The organism is Protaetiibacter intestinalis, from assembly GCF_003627075.1.
GTDB lineage: Bacteria > Actinomycetota > Actinomycetes > Actinomycetales > Microbacteriaceae > Homoserinibacter > Homoserinibacter intestinalis.
On the sequence record NZ_CP032630.1, the window covers coordinates 1602119 to 1619904 of the forward strand.

General features: G+C 71.8%; 15 protein-coding genes and 2 tRNA genes. 16 read left to right on the top strand and 1 reads right to left on the bottom strand.

What is annotated here, in order from left to right; all coding sequences use genetic code 11:
* The first annotated feature begins 1 nt into the window (after window position 1).
* The 5 genes from D7I47_RS07570 (at window position 2) to D7I47_RS07590 (ending at window position 5225) form a co-directional block, all read left to right on the top strand.
* Complete coding sequence (locus D7I47_RS07570) at window positions 2-1378, top strand: acyclic terpene utilization AtuA family protein (protein ID WP_120762470.1); 1377 nt, start codon at window positions 2-4, stop codon at window positions 1376-1378.
* On the top strand, window positions 1371-1712 hold the full coding sequence (locus D7I47_RS07575) for a DUF4387 domain-containing protein (RefSeq protein WP_120762471.1): 342 nt from the start codon (window positions 1371-1373) through the stop codon (window positions 1710-1712). Before D7I47_RS07570 ends, D7I47_RS07575 begins: the two co-directional genes overlap by 8 nt.
* Entirely contained in the window at window positions 1709-3373 is a 1665-nt protein-coding gene (locus D7I47_RS07580) for an FAD-binding dehydrogenase (RefSeq protein WP_120762472.1), read from the top strand. Before D7I47_RS07575 ends, D7I47_RS07580 begins: the two co-directional genes overlap by 4 nt.
* Before the next feature lie 21 nt (window positions 3374-3394).
* Complete coding sequence (locus D7I47_RS07585) at window positions 3395-4192, top strand: inositol monophosphatase family protein (RefSeq protein ID WP_120762473.1); 798 nt, start codon at window positions 3395-3397, stop codon at window positions 4190-4192.
* Window positions 4193-4364: 172 nt separating this feature from the next.
* On the top strand, window positions 4365-5225 hold the full coding sequence (locus D7I47_RS07590; protein WP_120762474.1) for a M23 family metallopeptidase: 861 nt from the start codon (window positions 4365-4367) through the stop codon (window positions 5223-5225).
* A gap of 9 nt (window positions 5226-5234) precedes the next feature.
* Here D7I47_RS07590 and D7I47_RS07595 read toward each other — a convergent pair whose 3' ends face one another.
* Complete coding sequence (locus D7I47_RS07595; protein WP_120762475.1) at window positions 5235-6869, bottom strand: glycoside hydrolase family 13 protein; 1635 nt, start codon at window positions 6867-6869, stop codon at window positions 5235-5237.
* Between the two features lie 308 nt (window positions 6870-7177).
* Here D7I47_RS07595 and D7I47_RS07600 point away from each other — a divergent pair, with 308 nt between their 5' ends.
* The 11 genes from D7I47_RS07600 to D7I47_RS07650 all read left to right on the top strand — a co-directional run bounded on the left by D7I47_RS07600 (window position 7178) and on the right by D7I47_RS07650 (window position 17785).
* Entirely contained in the window at window positions 7178-8407 is a 1230-nt protein-coding gene (locus D7I47_RS07600; protein WP_120762476.1) for a sugar ABC transporter substrate-binding protein, read from the top strand.
* Window positions 8408-8508: 101 nt separating this feature from the next.
* On the top strand, window positions 8509-10095 hold the full coding sequence (locus D7I47_RS07605) for an ABC transporter permease subunit (RefSeq protein ID WP_120762477.1): 1587 nt from the start codon (window positions 8509-8511) through the stop codon (window positions 10093-10095).
* Window positions 10092-11006, top strand: a complete 915-nt coding sequence (locus tag D7I47_RS07610) for a sugar ABC transporter permease (RefSeq protein ID WP_120762478.1) — start codon at window positions 10092-10094, stop codon at window positions 11004-11006. The genes D7I47_RS07605 and D7I47_RS07610 overlap by 4 nt, the downstream gene beginning before the upstream one ends.
* A gap of 34 nt (window positions 11007-11040) precedes the next feature.
* Window positions 11041-12879: a glycoside hydrolase family 13 protein gene (locus D7I47_RS07615; RefSeq protein WP_120762479.1), complete on the top strand. Its 1839-nt coding sequence runs from the start codon at window positions 11041-11043 to the stop codon at window positions 12877-12879.
* Window positions 12880-13131: 252 nt separating this feature from the next.
* Window positions 13132-13203, top strand: a tRNA-Thr gene (locus D7I47_RS07620).
* A gap of 44 nt (window positions 13204-13247) precedes the next feature.
* Window positions 13248-13324, top strand: a tRNA-Met gene (locus D7I47_RS07625).
* A gap of 33 nt (window positions 13325-13357) precedes the next feature.
* Window positions 13358-13975, top strand: a complete 618-nt coding sequence (locus D7I47_RS07630) for a DUF6461 domain-containing protein (protein WP_120762480.1) — start codon at window positions 13358-13360, stop codon at window positions 13973-13975.
* 31 nt (window positions 13976-14006) lie between these two features.
* The gene (locus tag D7I47_RS07635; RefSeq protein WP_120762481.1) at window positions 14007-14816 is read left to right on the top strand and encodes a helix-turn-helix domain-containing protein; all 810 of its coding nucleotides are present in this window, start codon (window positions 14007-14009) and stop codon (window positions 14814-14816) included.
* 62 nt (window positions 14817-14878) lie between these two features.
* On the top strand, window positions 14879-15673 hold the full coding sequence (locus D7I47_RS07640) for an oxidoreductase (protein WP_120762482.1): 795 nt from the start codon (window positions 14879-14881) through the stop codon (window positions 15671-15673).
* Window positions 15674-15713: 40 nt separating this feature from the next.
* Entirely contained in the window at window positions 15714-16514 is an 801-nt protein-coding gene (locus tag D7I47_RS07645) for an alpha/beta hydrolase (protein WP_120762483.1), read from the top strand.
* 41 nt (window positions 16515-16555) lie between these two features.
* The gene (locus D7I47_RS07650) at window positions 16556-17785 is read left to right on the top strand and encodes a sensor histidine kinase (protein WP_157981669.1); all 1230 of its coding nucleotides are present in this window, start codon (window positions 16556-16558) and stop codon (window positions 17783-17785) included.
* The last annotated feature ends 1 nt before the right edge of the window (window position 17786 follow it).

Genomic DNA, 17786 nt, shown 5'->3' on the forward strand with positions numbered 1-17786 from the left:
CATGACATCGCAGTCCGTCCGGATCATCTTCCCCATCGGCATGCTCGGCGGCGGCATCACGGAGGAGACCCTCGCGCACGGCATCGCCCTCGGGGCCGACGCGATCGCCGTCGACGGCGGCTCGACCGACTCCGGACCGCACTACCTCGGCTCGGGTGTGGCGAAGACCTCCCGCGGCTCGCTCAAGCGCGACCTGCGCGCCATCCTCGTCGCGGGACGGCAGGCCGGCATCCCCGTCGTCGTCACGACGTGCGGCACCTCGGGCACCGACTCCGGGGTCGAGTGGGTCGCCGACATCGCCCGCGAGATCGCCGCCGAGGAGGGGATCGACTTCACCCTCGCCCGCATCTACAGCGAGCTGAGCCGGGCGACGGTGCTCGAGGCGCTCGCCGCGGGACGCGTCGAGGCGCTCGAGCCCGCGGGTCCGCTCGAGGCGGCGACCGTCGAGTCCTGCGCGCACATCGTGGGGCTCATGGGGCACGAGCCCATCACGGCGGCGCTCGCGGCCGGGGCCGACCTCGTGCTCACCGGGCGCGCATCCGACACCGCCTCCGTCGCCGGCATCGCGCTCGGCCGCGGCATCGCGCCCGGCCCCGTCTGGCACGCCGCGAAGACCGTCGAATGCGGCAGCCAGTGCACGACCGACCCGATCGGCGGCGGCGTGCTCGTCGAGATCGACGACGCCGGCTTCACCGTGCACCCGCTCACGGACTCCGCGGCCGCGACACCCATGACGGTCGCCGCCCACATGCTCTACGAGAACGCCGACCCGTATCGCCTGCGCGAGCCCGGCGGCACCCTCGACACGAGCGCCGCCGTCTACACCGCCCTCGACGAGCGGGTCACGCGCGTCGAAGGATCGGTCTTCGAGCCCGCCGCGCAGGCGACCATCAAGCTCGAGGGGGCGGCCGTCGGCGGCTACGAGACCGTGTCGCTCGTCGGCATCCGCGACCCGCACGTGCTCGCCCACATGGACGCCTGGCTCGCGCGCTTCGCGGGCGAACTCGCTCGGCGGGTGCGCTCGCATCTCGGACTCGAGGACGGCGAGTACGACGCCGAGCTGCGCGCCTACGGCTACAACGCCGTGCTCGGCGCGCTCGAGCCGGGCGGCGAGCCGCCGCGGGAGGTCGGGGTGCTGTTCCGTGCGCGCGCCGCCGACCAGGCCACGGCCACCGCGATCGCGAAGGTCGCCAACCCGCTCATGCTGCACCTGCCGCTCGAGGGCATGACCCACCTGCCGAGCTTCGCCTTCGCGACCTCGCCCGCCGAGATCGAGCGAGGCGCCAGCTACGAGTTCGTGCTGCAGCACACGATCGCCGTCGACGACGAGGGCGAGCTGTTCCGCACCGAGTACGAGGAGGTCCACGCCCGTGGCTAGACAGACCCTCGACGAGGTCGCCGACCTCGTCCGCGCCAAGAACGCCGGACCGTTCTGGCTCACGCTCGACGTCTTCCTCCCCGACGAGCAGAGCTATGAGCGCGTGCTCGCCTCCGACGTCGTCGACCCCGCCGTCGTCGCCCGGCTCTACCGTACGAGCGCCGACGCCGTGCGGGTGTTCCCGATGCCCGCCCTGCGGGCGATCAAGATCTCCTTCCCGCGGCCGGTCACGCAGGGCTCCTTCGCCGACCGCGACATGCACTCCGGCCAGCAGCACGTGCTGCTCGCCGCGATCGAGGTGCCGGAGGCGATCCCCGCGGCATCCGCATCATGAGCGACCCGGCGGGCGCCCTCGCCGCCGACGCGATCGTCGTCGGGGCCGGACTCGCCGGACTCGTCGCGAGCTGCGAGCTCCTCGACGCGGGCAAGACGGTGCTCGTGCTCGAACAGGAGCCCGAGGCGAGCTTCGGCGGGCAGGCGTGGTGGTCGTTCGGCGGCATCTTCCTCGTCGACTCGCCCGAGCAGCGTCGGATGGGCGTGCGCGACTCCCTCGAACTGGCCCGGCAGGACTGGTTCGGCTCGGCCGGCTTCCACCGACCCGAGGACCGCTGGCCGAGCCGCTGGGCCGAGGCCTACCTCGAGTTCGCGGCGCAGGAGAAGCGCGCCTGGCTGCGCGAGCGCGGCGTGCGCTTCTTCCCCGTCGTCGGGTGGGCCGAGCGCGGGGGCGACCGCGCCTCGAGCCACGGCAACTCGGTGCCGCGCTTCCACATCACCTGGGGCACCGGCCCCGGCGTGCTCGAACCCTTCGTGCGCCGTGTGCGCGAAGGCATCGCGAGCGGACGCGTGCGTGTCGCCTTCCGCCACCGGGTCGACCGGATCGACGTCGAGGCGGGGACCGTCGTCGGGGTGAGCGGGGCGATCCTCGCCGCCGACGCCGCCGAGCGCGGGGCGCCCAGCGGGCGCGAGGCGGTGGGCGACTTCGCCGCGCGCGCCGGTGCGGTGCTCGTCGCGAGCGGCGGCATCGGCGGCGCCCACGAGCTCGTGCGCGCCCAGTGGCCCGCGCGCCTCGGGCGCGCGCCCGTCTCGATGCTCTCCGGCGTGCCCGCCCACGTCGACGGGCGGATGCTGGGGATCGCCGCCGAGGCGGGCGGCCGGCTCGTCAACGGCGACCGGATGTGGCACTACGTCGAAGGCATCCGCAACCACAGCCCGGTATGGCCGCTGCACGGCATCCGGATCCTGCCCGGACCCTCGGCACTGTGGCTCGACGCGCGCGGCAACCGACTGCCGACCCCGCTGTTCCCGGGGTTCGACACGCTCGCCACCCTCGAGCACATCCTCGGCACCGGGTACGCGCACAGCTGGTTCGTCATGAACCAGAAGATCCTCGAGAAGGAGGTCGCGCTCTCCGGCAGCGAGCAGAACCCGGACTTCACCGACAAGGATCTCCGCCTCCTGCTGCGCCGCATCGGCCCGGGGGCCCCGGGGCCGGTCGAGGCGTTCAAAGAGCGCGGCGCCGACTTCATCGTCGCCGACACGGTGACGGAGCTGCTCGCCGCGATGCAGCGGGCCTCGCCCGAGCTGCTCGACATCGGCCGGGTGCGCGCCGAGATCGAGGCGCGCGACCTCGCGATGGTCAACGAGTTCGGCAAGGACGCGCAGCTGAACGCCATCCGGCAGACCCGCCGCTACCGCGGTGACCGGCTGCTGCGGGTGGCGTCGCCGCGACCGCTCGCCGACCCGAAGTCCGGCCCGCTCATCGCCGTCAAGCTGCACATCATCACGCGCAAGAGCCTTGGCGGCCTCGAGACCGACCTCGCCGCGCGGGTGCTCACGGCATCCGGCGTGCCGCTCCCCGGCCTCTACGCGGCGGGTGAGGCGAGCGGCTTCGGCGGCGGTGGGATGCACGGCTACCGGGCGCTCGAGGGCACCTTCCTCGGCGGCTGCATCTTCTCGGGCCGCAGCGCGGGCCGCGCGATGGCGGCGGCGCTCTGAGGCGCGTGCCAGGCTGGGGGCATGAGCACCGAGCTGCTGGACCTCACCCGTTCGATCGCCGTCGAGGCGGGGGAGCTGGCGGCGCGACGACGGCGTGAGGGCGTCGAGGTGGCGGCGACGAAGTCGAGCATCGTCGACGTCGTCACGGCCGCCGACAGCGAGGTCGAGGAGCTCATCCGCCGTCGCATCGCCGAGGCCCGGCCGCAGGATGCGATCCTCGGCGAGGAGGGCGGCGCGTCCGGCGGCACGAGCGGGGTCACCTGGGTCGTCGACCCGATCGACGGCACCGTCAACTACCTCTACGGCATCCCGCACTACGCCGTCTCGGTGGCCGTCGTCGAGGGCGACGCCGACCCGCTCGTCTGGCAGGCGCTCGCGGGCGCCGTGTTCAACCCCGCGAACGGCGAGCTGTACACGGCCGCCCGCGGCGGCGGCGCGCACCTCGGCGGCACCGCCATCCGGATCGCGGATGCCGTGCCCCTCGAGCAGGCGCTCGTCGCCACCGGCTTCGCCTACGACGCCACCATGCGCGGGGTGCAGGGCGCCGTGGCGGCGCGGCTGCTGCCGCTCGTGCGCGACATCCGCCGCAACGGCACGGCATCCCTCGACCTGGCCTACGTGGCCGCCGGCCGGCTCAACGCCTTCTACGAGCGCACCCTCAACCCGTGGGACCACGCGGCGGGCGCGCTCGTCGCCGCGGAGGCGGGGGCCGTCGTGAAGGGGCTCGGCGTCGACCGCCCGAGCCGCGAGTTCCTCATCACGGGGCATCCGGACGTCGTGGGGCCGCTCGAGGCGCTGCTCGTCGAGCTGGGGGTGTGACCCGATCTCGGGAGTGGCCGGTTCGGTATCGCTTGGGTAACATCGAAGGATTCCCGAGGTCGGCATCGTCCGCCGGCTGCCGACCCGAACCCGTCCGACGGGGCAGTCCGAAGGAGAGCGCAGTGATCCGTGTCGCGCCCTTCGGCGAACCCCGCATCCGGCTTCCGAGATCGTGACGGGGACCGACCACTCGCTCCCCCCGGCGACCACCCGACGCGAGCTCCGCGAACGCGAGCGCGCGGCGGCGGAGCACGTCGTCGCGCCCGCGCACGTGCCCGTGCCCGCGCCCGCGCCCTCGCGCCCCGCACGGCCCGCCCCGCGCCGCACCCTCGGCCGCCGCCTGATGTCGGCCACCGCGCTGCTGTTCGCGGGCGCCTTCATCGTCGGCACGACGCTCCCCACCAACGCGCTCGAGGTGTTCGCGGCATCCGACATCGACGACCCCGCACAGCTCGCCGTCGCGAGCACCGTGCCCGGCCAGGTGCTCGAGGTGGATGCCGAGGAGGCGGTCGACGTGGAGGCCCGCGACGGCTTCTCGGTGAAGTCGTGGGCGGAGGTGCTGCGCGAGCAGTACGGCACGCGCAACTACAGCTACTCGATGTCGGGCTGGACAGGACCGGTGCGCTGGCCGTTCCCCTACACCGTGCCCATCTCGTCCGGTTTCGGCGAGCGGGTGGCCCCCTGCCGCGGCTGCTCGACCGTGCACAACGCGATCGACCTCACGCCCGGCGCCGGCGCCCCCATCTACGCGATCGCCGACGGCGTCGTCATCCGCCGCGAGCCGCACGGCGCCAGCTGGGGCAACAACCTCACGATCGAGCACCACATCAACGGGCACGTCGTCACCTCGAGCTACGCGCACATGCAGTGGGACTCCTCGCCCATCCAGCTCGGCGACACCGTCAAGGTGGGCGACTTCCTCGGGCTGGTGGGCGCGACCGGTCAGGCGACCGGCGCGCACCTGCATCTCGAGATCAAGGTCGACGGCGAATACGTCGACCCCCTCGTCTGGCTCAAGGCCAACGCGAGCTGAGCTGCGGGCTCAGTCCGTGAGCCACACCGTCGTGTCGCCCGGGATGCGGTCGCCCGCGACCGGGCCGCTCGCGGCGATCACGGTGCCGGCGGGCAGCTCCGTGGTGCCGGCTCCCGTGTTGGCGACGACGGTGACGGCGCCGTTGCGGAAGGCGAGCACGTCGGCCGCCGCCGAGGGCAGCCACTCCACCTCGCCAGCCCCGAGCCCGTGCTCGCGACGCAGCGCGAGCAGGCCGCGGTAGAGCTCGAGGGTCGAGTCCGGCACGCCCTGCTGGATATCGCGGGCGTAGTCGCCCCACCCGTCGGGCTGCGGCAGCCAGCTCGCCTCGCCCGGACCGAAGCCGACGCTCGGCGCGTCCGCCTCCCAGGGCAGCGGCACGCGGCATCCGTCGCGCCCGTAGGTCTCGCCGCCGGTGCGGAAGAAGCTCGGGTCCTGGCGGGCGGCGTCGGGCAGGTCGATGACCTCGGGCAGCCCCAGCTCCTCGCCCTGGTACAGGTACGACGAGCCGGGCAGCGCGAGCATGAACGCGGTCGCGGCGCGCGCCCGGCGCAGGCCCACCACCTCATCCGGATGCGACTCCGAGCGCGGTCCGAGCCCCTGGCCCTGCGGGGGCGGCGGGGTGAGGCCGAGGCGGGTGGCGTGCCGGATGACGTCGTGGTTGGAGAGCACCCAGGTGCTCGGGGCGCCGACGGAACCGAACGCGGCGAGCGAGTCGTCGACGACGGCGCGCAGCGGCTCGGCCTGCCACGGCGTCTCGAGGTAGCGGAAGTTGAACGTCTGGTGCATCTCGTCGGGGCGCACCCAGCGGGCGAGCTTCTCGATCGGCTCGACCCAGGCCTCGCCGGCCAGGATGCGGTCGGGGCCGTACTCGGCGAGCACCCCGTGCCAGTCGCGGTAGATCTCGTGCACGCCGTCCTGTGCCCAGTACGGCACATCCGCCTCGTCGCCGCCCATGCTGCCGGAGTCGGCGGGCGGGGTGTAGTCGGGCAGCCCCTCGGCCTTCGCGAGACCGTGCGCGACATCCACCCGGAAGCCGTCGACGCCGCGGCTGAGCCAGAACCGCAGCACGCCGCGGAAGTACTCGCGCACCTCGGGGTTCGTCCAGTCGAAGTCGGGCTGCGAGGTGTCGAAGAGGTGCAGGTACCACTGGCCCGGTGTGCCGTCGGCCTCGTGCACGCGCGTCCAGGCGTGGCCGCCGAACACCGACTCCCAGTTGTTGGGCGGCAGCTCGCCGAGCTTGCCGGTGCCGTCGCGGAAGATGTAGCGGGCCCGCTCGGGGGAGCTGGGGGCGGAGGCGAGGGCCGCCTGGAACCAGGCGTGCGCGCTCGAGGAGTGGTTGGGGACGAGGTCGATGATGACCCGCAGGCCGAGGCCGTGGGCGGTCTCGAGCAGCGTGTCGAAGTCGGCGAGGGTGCCGAACAGCGGGTCGACGTCGCAGTAGTCGGCCACGTCGTAACCGGCGTCGGCCTGCGGCGAGGTGAAGAACGGCGAGAGCCAGATCGCGTCGACCCCGAGCTCGGCGAGCGCCGGGAGGCGGTGCGTGATGCCGGGCAGGTCGCCGACGCCGTCGCCGTCGCCGTCCGCGAAGGAGCGGGGGTACACCTGGTAGATGACGGCGGTACGCCACCAGTCGTCGCGCCGCATCGCGCGATCGTGGGCCTGAGTCACGGGCTTGGATCCTTCGGTCGGGGAGCATCCTCGGGTTCCCGATGCTAGCGAGCCCCTGTTACGCCGACGTGTCGGCGGCGGATGGTCCCAATGTGTTTCCTATTTGTAAACGCTTGCAACATTGGTGTCAACTTCGCACAACGATCGCGTCTCGCCTGCGAGATCGACTTGACATCTTGCGGATCGTGGGGTGCAATGCCGATTGCAAACGCTTGCACCGAGCGTTTCCGGAGAACGGCCTCCACCCCGGCGGCCCGCATCCGCACACAGGGAAAGGAACACCAATGAAGGTGACCAAGCGAGGCATCCTGGGACTCGGGTCGATCGCCATCGCCTCCGCATTCGTGCTGACCGGCTGCCAGGCCGCCACGGACGACGGTGGGGACGCGCCCGCCGGCGGGAAGCTCACCGTCTGGGTCGACGCGGAGCGCGTCGACGCGCTCAAGGGCGCGGCCGAGGCGTACACCGACAAGACCGGCGTCGAGGTCGAGCTCGTCTCGAAGGACAACGCCACCATCAAGGACGACTTCATCCAGCAGGTCCCGACCGGCGAGGGCCCCGACATCACCATGGGCGCGCACGACTGGCTCGGCGAGCTGACCACCAACGGCGTCGTGGCGCCGCTCGAGCTCGGCGACTCCGCCGCCGACTACCTCGACGTGGCCATCCAGGCCGCCACCTACGACGGCACCGTCTACATGCTGCCCTACGCGGTCGAGAACATCGCCCTGCTGCGCAACGCCGACCTCGTCCCCGAGGCCGCCACGAGCTTCGACGACATGATCGCCAAGGGTCAGGCCGCCGGCCTCACCCAGCCGTTCGTCGTCGAGCAGGGTGCCGAGGGCAACCCGTACCACCTCTACCCGTTCCAGACCGCGTTCGGCGCCCCCGTCTTCGGCACCGACGCCTCGGGCTCCTACGACCCGAGCGACCTGCAGCTCGGCAACGAGGGCGGCTTCGCGTTCGCCGACTGGCTCTCGGGCCAGGGCAAGAACGGCACCGGCGTCTTCAACACCGACATCGACGGCGCGATCGCCAAGCAGGCCTTCCTCGACGGCACGGCCGCCTTCTGGCTGACCGGACCGTGGAACGTCGGCTCGGCCGTCGACGCGGGCATCAACGTGGCCGTCGACCCGATCCCGAGCCCCACAGGTGAGGCCGCCCAGCCGTTCGCCGGCGTCAAGGGCTTCTTCCTCTCGGCCGAGTCGGAGAACAAGGTCGCCGCGACCGACTTCCTCGTGAACTACCTCGGCTCCGAGGACGTTCAGCTCGAGCTCTACAAGTCGGGCAACATCCTCCCGGCCCTGAGCGCCGCCGCCGAGACCGCCTCGAGCGACCCGATCATCGCCGGCTTCTCCGCCGTCGGTGCGGACGCCGTCGCGATGCCGGCGATCCCCGCGATGGGCTCGGTGTGGCAGTACTGGGGTGTCGCCCAGGCCGCCATCATCAACGGCGAGGACCCGCACGCCACGTGGGAGAAGCTCGCCGCCGACGTCGCCGCCGCGATCGGCTGAGCCGGCCCGCACAGAGAACGGATGCGGGGCGCGCCGCCGCAGGGGTGGACGCGCCCCGCATCCCTCACCATCCACCCCTGCGAACAAGAGACGTGAACCAGATGGCTCAGACCTCCACCGCGTCGCGCCCCGCGCGCGCGGTCGCCCCGCCCAGCCCCGGCACCGTCCGGTCGCTGCTCGTGAAGATCGTGCTGCTCGGCATCGTCGACGCGATCTCGCTCTACGCCGTGTTCATGCTGGTGCTCCAGGACAACTGGGTCGTCGCGATCGTCGTGGTCGCCGTCAGCGCCCTCGTGAACTGGATCTACCTCTCGCGCCGGTTCCTGCCGGCCAAGTACCTCACGCCCGGCCTCATCTTCCTCGCCGTCTTCCAGGTGTTCGTGCTGCTGTACACGGGCTACGTCGGCTTCACCAACTACGGCACGGGCCACAACGGCACGCGCGACCAGGCCGTGAACTCGCTGCTCGCCTCCTCCCTCCAGCGCGTCGAGGACTCGCCCAGCTACCCCGTGACGGTCGTCGACCGCTTCGGCGAGCTCGGCCTGCTCGTCACCGACCCGGAGGGCGACGCCTTCGTCGGCACCGCCGACGAGCCGCTCAGCCGCGTGCCGGATGCCGAGTTCGACGGCGGCCGCGCGGTCGCCGCCCCCGGCTGGACGAGCCTCACCTTCCAGGACGTCATCGCGCGCACCGCCGAGATCACGGCCCTCGCCGTGCCCTACTCGGACGACCCCAACGACGGGGCGCTGCGCACCCCCGACGGCAGCAACGCCTACCGCTACCTCTCCACCCTCGAGTACGACGCATCCGCCGGCACGATGACCAACACCCAGACGGGCGTCGTCTACTCCGACATCGGCACGGGCGCCTTCGTGGCCGACAGCGGCGAGGAGCTGCGCCCCGGCTGGCAGATCACGGTCGGCTTCGACAACTTCGTGCGCGCCTTCACCGAGTCCTCGATCCGCGGGCCGCTCGTCTACGTGACCATCTGGACCTTCGTCTTCGCGATCGCCTCCGTGGCCCTGTGCTTCGGGCTCGGGCTGCTGCTCGCGATCACCTTCCAGAACGCCCGGATGCGCGGGGTCAAGTACTACCGGCTGCTGCTGATCCTGCCGTACGCGTTCCCCGCGTTCCTGTCGATCCTGGTGTGGAACGGCATGATGAACGAGAGCTTCGGCTTCATCAACCAGGTGCTGTTCGGCGGCGCCTCGATCCCGTGGCTCTCGGATCCGAACCTCGCCAAGGTGAGCGCGATCCTCGTGAACGTGTGGCTCGGCTTCCCCTACATGTTCCTCATCTGCACGGGTGCGCTGCAGGCGATCCCGGAGGAGCTCACCGAGGCGGCCACGATGGACGGCGCGCGCGGCTGGGGCGTGTTCCGGCAGATCAAGCTGCCGCTGCTGCTCTCGACGACGGCGCCCGTGCTGATCGCGTCGTTCGCCTTCAACTTCAACAACTTCAACCTCGTGTACCTGCTGAACAACGGCGGTCCGCGCGACACGACGACGAGCCTGCCGGTCGGGCACACCGACCTGCTCATCTCGATGGTCTACAAGGTGGCGTTCACCGGCCAGAACCGCGACTACGGTCTGGCATCCGCCTTCTCGATCATCATCTTCCTCATCGTCGCCGGCATCGCGGTGATCAGCTTCAGCAGGACCAAGGCCCTCGAGGAGATCCAGCGATGACGACCACCGACCTCACCCACCTGCGGAACACCGCCCGCCGGGCGCCGCACCGTCGCCGCACCGCGGGACGCTGGTTCGTCGACACCGGATGGCGGCACGTCGTCGCGATCGCCGTCTCGGTGTTCGCGGTGTTCCCGCTGCTGTTCGTGGTCTCGAGCGCGCTCAACCCCAACGGCACCCTCACGGGATCGAACGCGCTGTTCTCGCGCATCGGCATCGACAGCTTCTGGCGCATCCTCTCCGACCCGCAGAACCCGTACCTGCGCTGGTTCGGCAACACGCTGCTCGTCGCGGGCGTCACCGCGGTCGCCTCGACCCTCATGGGCGCGCTCGCCGCCTACGCGTTCTCGCGGATGCGGTTCGCCGGGCGCCGCTTCGGCCTCATCACGATCGTCGTCATCCAGATGTTCCCGCAGCTGCTGGGCGCGGTCGCCATCTTCCTCATGATGAGCGCGATCGGCGACGTGTTCCCGGCGTTCGGGCTCAACACCCACATCGGCCTCATCATGGTGTACCTCGGCGGCTCGCTCGGCGTGAACACGTACCTCATGTACGGCTTCTTCAACACGGTGCCGGTGGAGATCGACGAGGCGGCGAAGATCGACGGCGCGGGCCACGCGCGCATCTTCTTCACCATCATCCTGCGACTCGTGGCGCCGATCCTCGCGGTCGTCGCGCTGCTGTCGGTGATCGCCTCCTTCTCGGAGTACCTCATCGCGAGCGTGCTGCTCATCGACCCCGAGAACCAGACCCTCGCGGTGGGCCTCGTGAAGCTCGTCTCCAACCCGCGCTACGCCGACTGGAGCGCCTTCTCGGCGGGCGCGATCATGGCGGCCATCCCGGTGGTCGCGCTGTTCCTCGCCCTGCAGCGCTACATCGTGGGCGGCATCACGGCCGGCGCGGTGAAGTAATCCCTCCGACACATGAGATGAGTAGGGTGCCCGCATGACCGCATCCCCCGCGGGGCTGCCGCATCACGACGGCTCGCCGCTGTACGTCTCCACCCAGGAGCCGGTGCTCGGCGAGGCGGTGTCGGTGCGGCTGCGGGTGCCGCGCGGCTTCGCGCCGCTGCGCGTGGTGCGGGTGCGTTCGAACCCCGACCGCGAGCCCTCGTACGCGGACGCGCGCATCGTGCACGAGACCCCGGAGGCCGTGTGGTGGCAGGCGGAGGTCGTGGTCGAGAACCCGGTGCACGGCTACCGCTGGCTGCTCGAAGACCGCGAGGCGAACACCTGGTGGCTCACCTCGAAGGGCATCTCGACCGTCGAGACGCGCGACATCGACGACTTCCGGCTCGTCACCTTCGCCGCGCCGCCCGCGTGGGGGCGCGAGCAGATCATGTACCAGGTGTTCCCCGACCGCTTCGCGCGGTCGGCGGCGGCGGATGATCGCGAGGCGCCCGCGTGGGCGTGGCCGGCATCCTGGGGCGACCCCGTCATCCACCAGGGGCCGGGCACGGGGGAGCAGTTCTACGGCGGCGACCTCGACGGGGTGCGCGAGCACCTCGACCATCTCGTCGACCTCGGCGTGACGTTGCTGTATCTGACGCCCGTCTTCCCGGCGCGGTCGAACCACCGCTACGACGCGCTCTCCTTCGACCACGTCGACCCGCTGCTCGGCGGCGACGAGGCGCTCGTGCGGCTCGTCGAGGCGGCGCACGAGCGCGGCATCCGGGTGATCGGCGACCTCACCACCAACCACTCGGGCGACGCGCACGAGTGGTTCCGGGCGTCGTTCGAGAACCCGGGGGCCCTCGAGTCGGGCTTCTACCTGTGGCTCGACGGCGCGCAGAGCGACTACGTCTCGTGGCTCGGCTTCAGGAGCCTGCCGAAGTTCAACTGGAACTCGCCCGAGCTGCGCGCCCGCTTCATCGAGGGGCCGGATTCGGTGGTGGCGCGGTTCCTGAAGCCGCCGTTCTCGTTCGACGGCTGGCGCATCGACGTCGCCAACATGACGGGCCGCTACCGCGAGGAGGACCTCAACGAGGAGGTGCGGCGCACCATCCGCCGCACCATGGTCGAGGCGAACCCCGACACGCTGCTCGTGGGGGAGTCGACCAACGACGCCTCGGGCGGCGACTTCACGGGGGATGCCTGGCACGGCGCGATGACCTACGCGAACTTCACCCGGCCGCTCTGGAACTGGCTCTCGGTGCCGGGTTCGCCCGCGGGCGGCGGCCTCGGCATGACGCTCGGGCGCACCACCGACTATTCGGGCCTCGACTTCTACGCGGCGCACCGCGAGTTCGCGGCGGCGTTCCCGTGGCGCACCCGGCTGCACACCATGAACGCGCTCGACACCCACGACACCCCCCGCTTCACGACCTCGGCGCGGGAGGGCGTGGTGCCGGTCGCGGTGGGCCTCGCGATGACGATGCCCGGCATCCCCGTGGTGTGGGCGGGCGACGAGTTCGGGCTGACCGCGGCCGACGGCGAGCAGGCGCGCACCCCGATGCCGTGGGATGCGGCGGGCGAGTACGTCGACGAGGTCGCGCTCTACCGGCGCCTCATCGCGCTCAAGCGTTCGCATCCGGCGCTCAACGGCGGCGGCATCCGCTGGCTGCACGTCTCGGAGGAGGCGGTCGCCTTCGTGCGCGAGGGCGCCTCGGAGTGCGTGCTGGTGGTCGCGGCCCGCTCGGCCGGCGAGGTCGACCTCGCGGGCGAGCTCCCCGACGACGCCGAGCCCCTCGAGGGTGCGGCCGTGTGGGGCGCCGGCCTCGTGCATGTCGACGGCCCCGCCTTCCTCGCGTGGCGCCTCCCCGGCGTGACCCTCCCCGCCTGGTGACCGCGGGTTCTCGCAACTCAGGAACCGATTCCGCAACTCAGGAAGAACCCCGCGAAACGCCCCGCATCCGTCCCCCATCGCCCCGCGATCCTGAGTTGCGATCCCGCCCGATTCCGCAACTCAGGAGATCCGCCGCCTTCGCGGGTGGATGCGCCGGGAGCGGCGGGATGTCCTGAGTTGCGGTGGTGGCCGCGTTCTGTGCGCGCTCGCCGGGATGCTAGGCTCTTCCGGTGCCGCGGCGTGTCCGCGTCCGCCCCGATAGCTCAGTGGTAGAGCACTTCCATGGTAAGGAAGGGGTCGTCAGTTCAATCCTGACTCGGGGCTCTGTTCGTCGGAGCGGGGCTCCACCCCTGCCCCGGCGAACTCGTGGCTGAGTAGCTCAGTTGGTGAGAGCGCACGACTCATAATCGTGAGGTCGCGGGTTCGAGTCCCGCCTCAGCTACCACGATCCGGGTTCTCCAATCGCTACAGTGGCGCGATGACCGTGAGTCCCGATGACTATGCCTGGCTTGAGGACGACGACTGGTCGTGGGTGCCGGAGTTCGGCTACTGCGTCACATCGATCAGTCGGATCTCGCTCGACGACGTGCTCGCTGCGCTGGACGCCACCAGCGTCGGGACGGTCGCGGGGTTCGCGGCGCTCGATCAGGCCGCGGGCAGGTACTGGGAGAACGATGGGCCCGCCGGTGACGTCCAGCTCGTCGGCTTCGTGGAGTCCGACGCGGGCGTGCTGTTGTTGGAAGGCAACGGCTTCGTCGGTGTGAGTGACTCCAGGATTCCGCCGCTCTCCGCGGGGCGGGACGTCGTGGCGCACTATCGGAACGTCAACGCGGCATCCCGGTTCGTCTGGTGGCGCGACGGCGCACCCGTGCTCGATTTCGACGCGGTCACGGGCTACGTCGAGGTGGAGCCGATCGACGAGGTTCGCGCCCGCGTGACCGAGTACGGTCTGCCGATCGATCCGGAGGTCGACGTCGAGTACTCGTGGATCCCGCGCGGCGAGTTCGCGCTCGCCGAACGGATCTCAGGGTTCCCGCTGACGCCGGCCCTGCTCCGCGGCGAGCTCCACGCCGCCGAGGTGACCCTGCGCGTCTAGTACCCTCACGCATCCGCACTACACTCTCGCCATGACGGCCGGTCGGCCCCTCGGCGAGTACCTGCGGGCACGCAGGGAGCTCATCCGACCCGAGGATGCGGGGCTGCCGGATGGCGGAGCCCGTCGCCGGGTCGCGGGGCTGCGCCGCTCCGAGGTGGCGATGCTCGCCGGGATCAGCACCGAGTACTACGTGAAGCTCGAGCAGGGGCGCGAGATCCACCCCACCGACCAGGTGCTCGAGGCCCTGTCGCGGGCGCTGCAGCTGGATGCGACGGCGCGCAGCTACCTCGCCTCGCTCGTGCACCTGCCGCAGCACGAGACGGCGCCGCGGCGCGAGCTCGGCCACATCCGCTGGCTCATCGACGGGTGGCCGCTCACCGCCGCGATCGTGCACGACCGGTACAACGACGTGCTCGCGACGAACGCGCTCATGCGGGCGCTCATCCCGGCCTACCGCGAGGGCTCCAACAGCCTCGCCGCGCTGCTGCTCGACCCCGAGGTGCGCGAGCTCTACGGCGAGGAGTGGGAGGGGCTCACGGCCCGCTCGGTCGCGCTGCTGCGCGCGAACTCCGGGCCGCAGCCGTACCTCGTGCGCACCCAGCAACTGATCGCACAGCTCACCCGCGAGAGCCCGCGCTTCCGCGAGGTGTGGCCGCGCAACGACGTGCACGGGGCGGGCGACGGCGTGCACCGCATCACGCATCCGCGGATGGGGACGCTCGCGCTGCGCTTCGCCCGGTTGCCCCTCATCGGGCCCGGCGAGCACTCGATCTTCCTCTACTACGCCGAACCGGGCACCCCCACGGCCGCGGCCCTCGCCGCGCTCGCCGCAGAGGGGTAGCGCGGCTACCAGTCACAACCCGCCCACGCGCGGCGCCCGCGCCCACCCCTAGCGTCGCGCCCATGGACCTCGGATTGCGTGGCAGGACCGCCGTCGTGACGGGCGCGAGCAAGGGCATCGGGCTCGCGATCGTGCAGGGGCTCGTCGACGAGGGCGTGACGGTCGTCGCCGGGGCCCGCCGCATCACGCCCGAGCTCGAGGAGCTGGTCGCGGCGGGGTCCGTGGTCTTCGAGCCGGTCGACCTCACCACCGCGGACGGGCCCGAGCGCCTCGTCGCCCGCTCCGACGAGCTCGGCGGACTCGACATCCTCGTCAACAACGTCGGCGCCGTGAGCCTGCGCTTCGACGGCTTCCTCGCGATCACCGACGAGCAGTGGCTGCAGACCCTCACCCTCAGCTTCCTCGCCGCGGTGCGCACGACCCGTGCGGCGATCCCGCGGCTGATCGACCGCGGCGGCGGCAACATCGTCACGATCGGCTCGGTCAACGCCTACCTGCCCGACCCGCCCGTCGTCGACTACTCGGCCGCGAAGGCCGCGGTGTGGAACCTCTCGAAGTCGCTGTCGAAGGAGTACGGCGACCGCGGCATCCGCGTCAACACGATCAGCCCGGGCCCCGTCGCGACCGAGCTGTGGCTCGGCGAGCAGGGCGTCGCCGCGACCGCCGCCCGCGCCATGGGCGTCGACGTCGACACCGCGCGCGACCGGGTGGTCGCGAGCCAGGGCGGCTTCTCGACGGGCCGCTTCACCCAGCCCTCCGAGGTCGCGGATCTCGCCCTGCTGCTCGCGAGCGACCGCGCCGGCAACGTCACCGGCGCCGACTTCCTCATCGACGGCGGCCTCATCAAGACCCTGTGATCCCCCGCAACGCCCCACCCCCGACAGAAGGAGAACCCCCATGACGCGCGTCGTCTTCATCCACGGTCTGTGGATCCACGCCTCCGCCTGGCGCCCCTGGCAGGACCTCTTCGAGGCGCAGGGCTACACGACGGATGCGCCCGGCTGGCCGGGCGACCTCGACTCGGTCGAGGCCACCCGCGCGAACCCGGACGGCCTCAACAACCAGGGCATCGCCGAGATCTGCCACCACTACGCCGACCTCATCGAGACGCTCGACGAGAAGCCGGTCGTCGTGGGGCACTCCTTCGGCGGCCTCATCGCACAGGAGCTGCTTGCGAACGACATCGTGGCGGCCGCCGTCGCCATCGACCCGGCGCCCGTCAAGGGCGTGAAGATCCTGCCGTTCTCGCAGCTGCGCTCCGGCTTCCCGGTGCTGTCGAACCCCGGCAACAAGTCGAAGACGGTCGCCCTCGACGAGAAGCAGTTCAAGTACGCCTTCGGCAACGTGCTGAGCGACGAGGAGTCGAACGCCCTGCACGCGGCGTGGACGATCCCCGGCCCCGGGCGCCCGCTGTTCGAGGATGCGACGGCCAACTTCGTGCGCAACTCGCCCGCCGCGGTCGACACCCACACGGCCGTCCGCGGTCCGCTGCTGCTCACCTCCGGCACGGAGGACCACACCGTGCCGCAGAGCGTGACGGCGGCCGTCGCGAAGCTGTATGCCGACAACACCTCCTCGACGACCGACTACCACGAGTACCCCGGCAAGGGGCACTCGCTGACGCTCGACGCCGGATGGCGCGACGTCGCGCAGGATGTGCTGGCCTGGCTCGACGAGAAGGGTTTCGGTCCGCGGTGAGGTGACGCCCGGGCGGCGCCGACGCTCGCTACTCTTCACGCATGACCGCAGCGTCGTCACCGTCGCCCGGTCCGCACGTGGGAGGCGGGGCCGTGGACGGCACCTGGATCTTCCCGGTGCGCGATGCCGCCCTCGCCACCCGTTCGGCACTGGTGGCGGCGGCCGCGACGCTGAGCCTCGTGCTGCTCGGGGTGCTCTGGCTGCTGAGCGCCATCCTGATCCTCGGCGAGCCGGGCAGCCTCGTCGTGTGGACGCCGCTCGCGCTCGTGCCGCTCGCCGCGTGCTGCGTCGCCGCCTGGCGATGGGATCCGATCACCCCCGCGGGTTACGTCGCGATCGGTGCGGCCGCGGTCGGCTCGCTCGTGGCCCTCACCGTCGCCGTCGTCGGGTCGCCGGCGCAGGCGTTCGCCGGCACGGCGAGCTTCTTCCTCTCCATGTCGACCAACATCGTCGTGCTGATCGGCGCGACCTCCGACCGGTGGACGGGCGGCATCCTCGGCGCGATCGGCGGCTGGGTGGTCGGCGAGGGCACCATCGCGATCACGGCCGCGTTCGTGGGGCTGCCGTGGCGGCTCGACGTGCCGCCCATCGCGATCGCGGTCGGACTCGCCCTCGCCTACGCGATGTTCCCGCTCGCGCGGGCGCGCGGGCGACGCGGCACGGCGCTGCTCGAGCAGGCCGACAACCGCACGCGCACCCGAACCCTGCGCGAGTTCGAGGGCCGCGAGTCGATCGCGCAACTGCACGACACCCTGCTGAGTGAGCTGGCCGCCCTCGCCCTCCGCGAGCCCGGCCCGCTCGGCGCCGAGGAGCGCGCCCGGCTCGAACGCGGGCTCGAGTCGAGCGCCATGCTGCCCGTGCTGCGCGGGGAGCGCACCCCGGATGCGCCGGGCGTGGGCGCGTGGCTCACCTCGATCGGCGTCGCCGGCGGGGTGCGGGTGCGGCTCGAGGGCGACATCGCGGCGCTCGACGAGCTGACGGAGCCCGCGGCCGGTGCGCTGCGCTCCTCCCTCGAGCAGTGCATCGTCAACGTCGCCCGTCACGCGGGGGTCTCCGAGGCCTGGGTCGCCGTCACCGCATCCGCCGGGCAGTTGAGCGTGACGGTCGTCGACGAGGGCGTCGGCTTCGACCCCGACACGGTGCCCGCGGACCGTCTGGGCCTCAGCGAGTCGGTGCGCGGGCGCGTCGAGCGCTGCGGCGGCAGCGTGCGGGTGTGGAGCAGCCCCGGAGCCGGCACCTCCGTCAACATCGTCGTGCCGACGGAGGGCTGAG